Raw genomic sequence first — 9,263 nt, 5'->3', positions numbered from 1 at the left:
GGTCTACTACGCCCGCGAGGACGGGTCGATCGTCTACGGCTGGCTCGACCTCGGCGGCAAGCGCTACCGCCTCGACAAGGACTACGGGTACCTCTGGACCGGCTGGTACGAGGCCGACGGGCGCGTCTACTACGGGCGTTCCGACGGGTCGATCGTCTACGGCTGGCTCGACCTCGGCGGCAAGCGCTACCGCCTCGACAAGGACTACGGGTACCTCTGGACCGGCTGGTACGGCGCCGACGGGCGCGTCTACTACGCCCGCGAGGACGGGTCGATCGTCTACGGCTGGCTCGACCTCGATGGCAAGCGCTACCGCCTCGACATCAACAACGGTTTCCTCTGGACCGGTTGGTTCTCGGTCGGCGATGGATACTGGTACTACGGCGGGCCGGATGGCGCCATCTATACGGGTACGCATGTCATTGATGGTATTCAGTACACCTTTGATGAGTACGGCAGGACAACGGTTACTCCCGTTCAGGCCCAGATGGCCTCAAAGGCTCAGTACTACGGCAGCAACACGGGCTATCTCGTCATGGTGGATACGACCAATAACTATCTGGGCGTATTCACGGGGAGCTATGGAAACTGGTCTCTCCTCAAGTTCTGGCGCTGCTCCACGGGAGCCTCCTCGACCCCTACGGTTCTTGGCCAGTTTACGGTCGGGGCAAAGGGGTACTCGTTTGGGTCGGGTTACACCTGCTACTACTACACGCAGTTCTTCGGTGACTACCTCATTCACTCGATTAAGTACTACCAGAACACCTTCTCGGTCCTCGACGGGCGACTGGGCATGAACATTTCGCACGGGTGCGTGAGGCTTCCCCTTGACGAGGCACGGTGGATCTATAGCACCATCCCAACTGGAACCAAGGTCGTAACGTATCGCTAGCTCTACGACGGTTCAGCAAAGACGTAAGGGGGCGCATCGACGTTACGATGCGCCCCCTTGCTTGACTAATGCAAAGAACGGCTTCCTACGGCAGCGTGGTACTCGGAGGTGTCCCGAAGTGCTTGCCTGTGTCTTTGCGCTCGCGTCGCGTCAGGGTAATCTTTGTGCCTGCGAGGACACCAGAGGAAAGGGCAAACAATCCGACGCCAAGTCCATACGACTCGTCCTTATACGTGAGCTGGATGACGTGATTGCCCTGGGGGACTTCGAACCCGATGAACGCTAGGTCTGCAACAAAGGTTTCGACTTCGTTCCCGTCGATCGACACGTGCCAAGAGTCAGTCTTTGGAATGGGGACGAGCATCATTCCATCCTCGGGGGCGGTGACTTCGGCGGAGATGGCATCGTTTGAGTACTGGGTGACGGTGGCGTTGGCGGAAGCGCGCTCTGCGCAGCCCGACTCATAGTAGTCAACGTAGTCGTCGGTGACCTCCTCGATGCCAACGTTGCTCAGTCTTGCGTCATCGCACGCGTTTGTGGAGACAATCCAAACCTTGACCTTGCGGTATCCCTCGTTGGGAACGGGAAGATAGACGTGCTCGTTTCCAGCGGCGAGGTAGAGCGGGGCCACCACAGGGCTGTCATCGTTCTCGTCACGGTAGAACTCGGCTCGCACTCTAATGTTTCCGCTGGGGGTTGACGTTGCCGATAGGTCAAAGCGTAGGGCGATGTACTTGCTCTCCGACATTGCCAGGCTAAACTCGGCGCCTTGGGAGCTCGTGACGTCGTTCGGCGCGTCGCCAAGAACGCTTCCGCTGCGCAGGGCAGCAGAAAGATCGCCCGAGATCGACTCAAAGTTACGCGAACTGTTTTCGTCCCAATCTTGGACAACGAGGGAGTGGAGAAGCAGGGGCCCGCGCTGGCCTCGCTCCACGGAGAGGTAGTCCTCCTTGCTTATGACGCTCGAGGATGGGAAGAACGAGAAGAATCCGGGGGCGTTAGGGTTCTCGAAGAGCTGGTAGTAGCCGTCCGTCTCGACCCGCTGATACCCAAGCGGGCAGAAGAAGTTGTCGGCGCCGGGGTAGACGGTGTAGCGTACGCCGAGGATGGCGTTGAGGGAGGGGTCAGAAAAACCGTAGGTGTAGCGGGAGTATCCCAGGGTCTCGATGTAGTCGTTTCCGACGCTCTTCATAAAGTTGGTGACGGAGTCAAAAGAGCCGATGCCTCCGATGTAAGACTCTGTCCCCAAGTAGCTGTTTGCCATGGGGCTGGTGAGGAGATCGGTCTGGTAGTCAACCCTGCTGGGCTGGTTGTCAGAGGTCTGCTCCTCAAGAAGATCCGACAAGTCATCGTTAAAACTCGAATCATAGCTCTCTTTGGTCAGAACGGGGACGTCCGTGACCAGACGATACCCGCTCAGAAGAAGCTCGATCGGGACGGCGAGGGCAAGGAGCAGAACAAAGAGCGGCCGCTTTGTCGAGCGATACAGCAGGAGCAGGGTGGTATAGCCAGCAATAACGACGAGCGGGAGAAGCAGGCGGAAAGGCCTGATGTGTCCCGCGAGGAGAAGGGCGGAGACGAGTGCGAGGATGATAAGGACACCCGCATAGCAAAGCAGAAGCCTGCCCCTCGCCCGCGCCCAAAGCTCTTCGGTTCCGATTGCCCCCACGAGGGCGATGACAAAGATTACCCACGTGGAGGACATGCGAAAACTGTCAGACTCGACCGCGGCGCCCCCAAGCAGGAAACGGAAGCCTCCCGAGATAAAGAACAGTCCCGTGAAGAGCAGAATGACTCCGAGCCAGACTCTCTGTCGGGTTGTCTTGCCGCAGAAGGCGAAGGGGAGACCCATGAGCGCAAGGACACCGCAGTAGTAGTTAGGCGTGTCGAGAAAGCCGACGCATCCGGTATAGCTCTCCATGAAGCCGGTGACGCTTGGGGAAAGCGCCTTCAAATACTCCTCGCTCAGCAGCTCGGGGCTCGTGAGCTGCGTCAGGTTTCCCAGAAGGCTCGAGAGGGATATGTCCTGGGAGACGCGCGCGCTCTTTCCGTAGGCGTCGAGGTAGGGGAGGAGCGCAGGGCACGAGAGGAGGACGCCGCAGGCATAAAGAATAAGGAGCCTCAGAATGGTTCTGCCCACTGCCTTGCGATCAAGCTCTGGGTGGCGGTACCCCATGCTGAAGGATGCGTACATGATGGTGATGGCGGTATAGAGGACCATGCCGTACACGCTGAGGACCATGACGATGAGCGCGAAAGTAACGGGGAAGGCAACGAGCTTCCTTGGGTGCGTAATCGCTCGCTCAATGGCCCAGAGGAGGGCGGCGAGGAGCGTCACCTCGGCCGTATACGCCGTCCAGGGTGCGAGCGCAAGCATTCTCCCGCAAAACGCTATGCCTAGGCTCGCGACGACCCTCGTCCTGTAGCTGACGCGATAATACCCGAGGAAGAGATAGAAGAAGACGCCCGCCAGTATCACCTTTGCGAGCTGTGAGACGAGCATCATGACGGGGAGTGCCTCGCGTCCGAAGAACGAGACGAAGTACTCGGGATTGAACAGCTGGATCGTGGTTGACCCCAAGAACTGCGAGGGGTTCCAGGTTGAGAACGTCAGCTCTGAGAATCGGTCGGCTGCATTTAGGAAGAAGGGAACGGTTTGCCCAATGCTGTCCGAGCCGACGCCGTAGTAGATGAGATAGCGCGCGGTGGTCAGAAACGATGAATAGATGAGCAGCGTAAAAACAGAAAGGAGCGCGAGAAAGGCGAGAAACTGTCTTCTGCGCTGCCTTTTGTCGCGGGGCGTGTCCCGCTCTGTTAAAAAGTCGTTGAGGATTGCTTCGGCGCTTGCAGCGAGTTTCACGTGCGGTCCTTCCGAGGACAACAAGGGATAAGTCCATGCCATGATAAAAGAAGCTCAGCAAGGTCACAATTTTAATGCGTCTTCTCTTGCTGCCCGCACGCCTTACCGAGCGTATGAAAAGTGCGTGGGGGCACGGGGCTTCTGCGGTTGGCCATCCCGCCCGTGATGGGGCAATCTACAATTGGGGAGCATGCGGCTTGCCTTCCACTTCCTCACGATGCGACTCGACGGGCCGCCTCGACCGCATCGCGTGATGCGGGGCGGGTGGAGAGCGGCCGCGTATAGTATGATTCGTCCACAGACCGGCTCTGACGTGCCGATGAAGGGATAGCGATGCCGTTTTTCTCGATAGTCATTCCTGCCTATAACAATGACGAGTTTCTTCCCGGCTGCCTTGAGAGCGTGCTCGCCCAGTCCTTTGCCGACTGGGAGGCCGTCGTCGTTGTGGACGGCAGCCCGGATTGCTGTGGTGCCATCGCAAAGGACTATGCGTCTCGGGACCCCCGCGTTAAGGTCATTGACAAGAAGCGAAACGAAGGGGTGCACCTTGCGCGCACGAGTGGCGTCGAGGCAAGCTCAGGGCAGTTCATCTATCTCCTTGACGCCGATGATGCGATTCCGGCCGAGGCGCTCCAGCAGCTGCACGACGCTCTTGAAGGCGCTGATGCCGACATGCTCCACTTTGGCATAAGCGTAGTTGGTGTCGATGTCGATGAGGGCGAGCGTCGCTCGTTCGAGTCGTACATCAACAAGAAAGTCGAGACGCTCGAGGGCGCCGACATCTGTGCGGCTGCGTTCAGTCCCGAGATGGGATATCTTCAGGACTGGCGTGTGACCCAGCGAGTCTATTCCGCAGACCTGCTCAAGTCAGCCTATGGTGTCATGGTTAAGGAGCGTCTGGGTAGGGCACAGGATGGTTACGAGTACTTTGTCATCTCAACCCTCGCGCAAAAGCAAGTCACCATTGCCGATCTTGTAGCGCTCTCCTACTACTACGGCCGTGGGGTCAATGGCGCCGCGGCCCTTGGGGTAGAGAAGTTCATCAAGAGCGCCCAAGACTTCCAGGCTGCCATTGACGCGATCATGAGCTATCAATCCTCGCTCCCGGGAAACGCTTTTGCTACTGAGGCACGCGGTGCAGCCGATAAGCTCGTCCAGCTCCTTATGAACGACTGGCACGCCCGCCTCTCTGACGAGGACAAAATCGCGGTCATTCCGGACCTGGCGGATATTATCGGAAGAGACTACCTCTCGATTGAGCTCATGCGATTCGTGCGCGACGACGCCTACGCGCTCTGGTGCGGGGGAGGGACGCTCGATGGCTCCTCGCCGCTGTGGGAGTGGTTTGAGGTTGCAAGGGAGCTTCGCGAAGGACTGCCCCAGAGCGGGGAGTATGATGCCATGGAGGCGGGCGCGGAGCGCCACCTTCAGGACAACTACACTCGTTTTAAGGCGTGGGAGGGATATGCGAAGCAGCCCGTGCGGATTTTCGTTTCCACCCACAAGCCGGCACAGTTCTTTGAGAGCGACATACTCCAGCCCGTTCAGGTGGGTGCCGTGCGTTCCGGTAACACGCCAATCGGATGCGCTTTCATGGACTCGACCGGGGATAACATCTCTCACCTCAACCCCATGTACTGCGAGCTCACCACGCAGTACTGGGCGTGGAAGAACTGCGACGCAGAATACTATGGCTTCTGCCACTATCGCCGGTACTTCGACTTTGGTTCCGAGCGTCATGAGGAGAACGCTTGGGGCGAGATCATGTGGCCGTATATCGACGAGAAGTCGCAGCGGGAATTTGGTCTCGATGACGAGAACATTGCCCGTGCGATAGAGGGATACGATGTCATCACGACGGAGTTCAAGGACCTGAGAGATTTCCCGGCTGACTACGAGACTCCGCTCGAGCACTACGACGCCGCCCCTCATCTCCGCATTGAAGATCTTGAGCGTACGATGGACATTCTCAAAGAGATGCATCCGGACTATGCGGAGGACGTCGACGAGTTCCTCAACGGAAACACGAGCTGCTTCTGCAACATGTTCATCATGCGCAAGAAGATTTTCCAGGACTACTGCGCCTGGCTGTTCCCCATTCTCCAGCGTTTCATGGACGAGACGGATATGTCCCACTATGACAAGGAGATGCTGAGAACGCCGGGACATCTCTCCGAGCGTCTCCTCAACATCTTCTATAGGCACCATATGCGCATTGGGGCCGGGTGGAAGACCAAGCAGGTCCAGTGCGTTCATTTTGTACATCCTGAGCCCAAGAAGGAGCTTGCCCCGGCGTCTCCCGAAGACGGTAGGCACGTCATCCCCGTGGTTCTCGCGGCGGATGACAACTACGTTCCCATGCTCACGACGACAATCTACTCCTTCCTTAAGAACGCTTCGATGTCCTACTTCTACGACGTAATCGTCTTCGAGCGAAACATCATGCCTTCTCGAAAGGCAATGATGCAGGAGTTCTTCTCGGTCTTTGATTTTGCGAGGGTCCGCTTTGTTGACGTGGGGGCCTCCATTGAGAAGTACAACCTTGTCACCAACAACGAGCACATCTCCCTAGAGACGTACTATCGCTTCCTGATCCAGGGCCTGCTTCCGTTCTACGACAAGGTGGTGTATCTCGATTCGGATTTGGTCGTTGAGGGCGATATCGCTGAGCTCTATCGAACGAAGATGGGGGACAGCCTCATCGCGGGTGTTGTCGACGTTGACTTCCTCGGCAATCTCAACATGAAGCATGGTGACCGCATGGATTATGCCCGTGAGGTGCTCAAGCTCTCCAATCCGTACGGATACTTCCAGGCTGGCGTGCTCGTGCTCAACACCAAGAAGCTGCGCGCGTTCAAGGATGTTGATGAGTGGCTGCGCATTGCGTCGGACTCCACCTTCATCTACGACGACCAGGATATCCTCAACGCGTTCTGCCAAGACCGTGTGACCTATCTTGATAATGCATGGAATGTAATGAACGACTGTGGAGGCCGCATAGCCAATGTGTTCTCCTTCGCTCCGGCGGAAGTCTATGACGCCTACCTTGCCGCGCGAAAGCAGCCGAAGGTCGTGCATTATGCCGGGTTTGAGAAGCCGTGGAAGACCTATCGCTGCGATGAGTCCGAAAGGTATTGGAAGTACGCCCGCGAGACACCTTTCTACGAGGAGCTGCTGAGTCTCCTCTCGGGGCCCGTCGTTCCTCCTCCCGGCCCCGTCCTGCCGCCTCGCGCAATGGGGGAGAACAATCCGCTCAGACGAGTTGTGGACCCCTTCATGCCGCCTGGCTCACGCAGAAGGGAGCTTGCCAAGTCCGTTGGTCGCGCCCTGCGCGGTAGGTAGCGAGTTCGTGCGTTCGGTGCTCCTCACTTTTTTGGTGCGCCCGTGTCCCGTAAGATGAGACACGGGCGCCTCCATTTTTCGGGGCACAGGGCACTAGGTGGTCTGGAAAGGTAGTTACATGAGCGAGCCGAGCATTCGCATCTTCGTCTCCACCCATAAGCCGGTCGACCTCTTTGAAAGCGAGATTCTTCAGCCCGTTCAAGTGGGCAGCGCGGGTGCCCGTGAACGGTATGACTGGTCGCTTCACGATGACGAGGGAGATAACATCTCTCTCCAGAATCCCATGTACTGCGAGCTAACCACCCAGTATTGGGCTTGGAAAAACGTCGAGGCGGACTACTACGGCTTCTGCCACTATCGGCGCTACTTTGATTTCTGCTCCGAGCGCCATCATGAGAACCCCTGGGGCGAAGTCATGGAGGGCTACATCAACAAGGAGTCGCAGCGAAAGTACGGGCTCGATGACGAGACGATCCGTTCGGTGGTTAGCGGATACGATGTCATTACGACGGAAATCAAGGACCTGAGGCGGTTTCCGGGATCCGTTAAGACGCCGATTCGCCATTACGAGATGGCAGATCGCCTTAACCCGGCCGACCTTAAGCATGTCGTCGAGATTCTTAAGGATATGCATCCCGACTACGCGGAGGATGCCGACGAGTTCCTGAATGGTCACGAGAGCTGTTTCTGCAACATGTTCATCATGAGGCGTGACGTCTTCAGGAAGTACTGCTCATGGCTGTTCCCCATTCTCTTTCGCTTTGTTGACGAGACGGACTTTGATTTGTACAGCGTCGAGGCGCTTCGCACGCCCGGCCATCTGGCAGAGCGTCTCTTCAATATCTACTATCGGCACAACATGCGCTGCGACGCTGGCTGGAAGACCAGGCAGCTGCAGTGCGTCCACTTCAACTACCCCGAACATCACGACGAGCTGTCCCCGCTGCCCCGAGAGGATGGTCGGCCGATCGTTCCCGTTGTCCTTGCGGCAGATGACGCATACGTTCCCATGCTGACGACGACCATCTACTCGATGCTCTCAAACGCCTCTTCTCAGCGCCACTATGACATCGTCGTCCTCGAACGCGATATCACGCGAGAGCATCAGCTTCGCATGACGAGGTTCTTCTTGCGGTTTGAGAACGCGACCCTGAGGTTTGTGAACGTTGGCAATCTTGTCGAGGGGTACGGGCTCACGACCAACAACCCGCACATCAGCATCGAGACGTACTATCGCTTCCTCATCCAGCAGATTCTCCCGTTCTATGAAAAGGTGCTTTACCTTGATTCGGACCTGGTGATACGGGGCGACGTTGCCCAGCTCTTTGACGTGGAGCTGGGAGACACGCTTCTTGGCGCGGTCCGCGACATCGACTTCCTGGGTAACCTTGGATATCGTGATGGCAAGCGCCTTCGCTATGCTCGCGAGGTGCTTGGCATGAGTGACCCGTACTCGTACTTCCAAGCGGGGGTGCTCCTCCTTAACACGGAGGCGATGAGGAGGCTTCACACCATCGAGGAATGGCTCTCTTTTGCGACGGACACGCGCCTTATCTATAACGACCAGGATGTTCTTAACGCGAAGTGCGAGGGGCGGGTCACCTATCTTGACGCCTCGTGGAACGTGATGATTGACTGCGCGGGAAGAATCGAGCGGGTCTTCTCGTACGCTCCGGCCCGGTACTTTACGGAATTCCAGTCCGCGAGAAGTAGCGAGCGCATCATTCATTATGCGGGGGTTGAGAAGCCCTGGAGCACCGTCGGGTGCGATCGCGCGGAGGATTACTGGGAGTATGCGCGTGACACTCCCTTTTATGAGGAGCTGCTGGCCCGGTTTTCTGGTGGTGAGACACGGCGGGCGCGCCCGTCCTCGCCTCGAGCGATTGGGGAGGATAACCCCCTCCGGCGCATCGTTGATCCATTTCTGCCCTATGGATCGCGCAGACGTGAGGTTGCCCGTGCGATTGGCATTGCATTGAGCAGGAAATAGGCCCCCTTGCGCTCCACGCCCTCCGGATCGTCTTCTTGTGGCGGTGGCCGGGTGGCGAGAGGCGCGAGGGCGATGGGGGCTACGCTTGGCAATATGCCTGGCATCAAAACGTGCGGTAATTCCGGACGAAAGTCCCCACAAGGCGCAGGGCCCACCTGTTTGCGACAGATGGGCCCTGC

General features: G+C 57.8%; 4 protein-coding genes. 3 read left to right on the top strand and 1 reads right to left on the bottom strand.

Going from position 1 to position 9,263, the window contains the following annotated elements; all coding sequences use genetic code 11:
• Positions 1-892, top strand: an 892-nt coding sequence (locus tag B5F84_RS02780; RefSeq protein ID WP_158094466.1) for a L,D-transpeptidase family protein, incomplete at its 5' end; no start/stop codon positions are given.
• 85 nt (positions 893-977) lie between these two features.
• Here the strand turns inward: B5F84_RS02780 and B5F84_RS02775 are convergent.
• Complete coding sequence (locus tag B5F84_RS02775) at positions 978-3,752, bottom strand: YfhO family protein (RefSeq protein ID WP_158094465.1); 2,775 nt, start codon at positions 3,750-3,752, stop codon at positions 978-980.
• 333 nt (positions 3,753-4,085) lie between these two features.
• Here B5F84_RS02775 and B5F84_RS02770 point away from each other — a divergent pair, with 333 nt between their 5' ends.
• Together B5F84_RS02770 and B5F84_RS02765 are read left to right on the top strand one after the other, a co-directional pair.
• Positions 4,086-7,094 carry a DUF4422 domain-containing protein gene (locus tag B5F84_RS02770; protein WP_087320441.1) on the top strand — a complete coding sequence of 1,003 codons (3,009 nt, stop codon included), beginning with the start codon at positions 4,086-4,088 and terminating at the stop codon, positions 7,092-7,094.
• A 118-nt stretch (positions 7,095-7,212) separates the two neighbouring features.
• On the top strand, positions 7,213-9,084 hold the full coding sequence (locus B5F84_RS02765) for a DUF4422 domain-containing protein (RefSeq protein ID WP_087320437.1): 1,872 nt from the start codon (positions 7,213-7,215) through the stop codon (positions 9,082-9,084).
• Positions 9,085-9,263: the final 179 nt, after the last annotated feature.

Origin of the sequence: Olsenella sp. An290, assembly GCF_002159535.1 — a bacterium.
GTDB lineage: Bacteria > Actinomycetota > Coriobacteriia > Coriobacteriales > Atopobiaceae > Thermophilibacter.
This window is presented reverse-complemented; position numbering and strand designations above follow the sequence as displayed.

Excerpts from the sequence above, each read along its gene's own strand:
- B5F84_RS02765 (WP_087320437.1), top strand. The coding sequence starts at position 7,213 with ATGAGCGAGCCGAGCATTCGCATCTTCGTCTCCACCCATAAGCCGGTC.
- B5F84_RS02770 (WP_087320441.1), top strand. The coding sequence starts at position 4,086 with ATGCCGTTTTTCTCGATAGTCATTCCTGCCTATAACAATGACGAGTTT.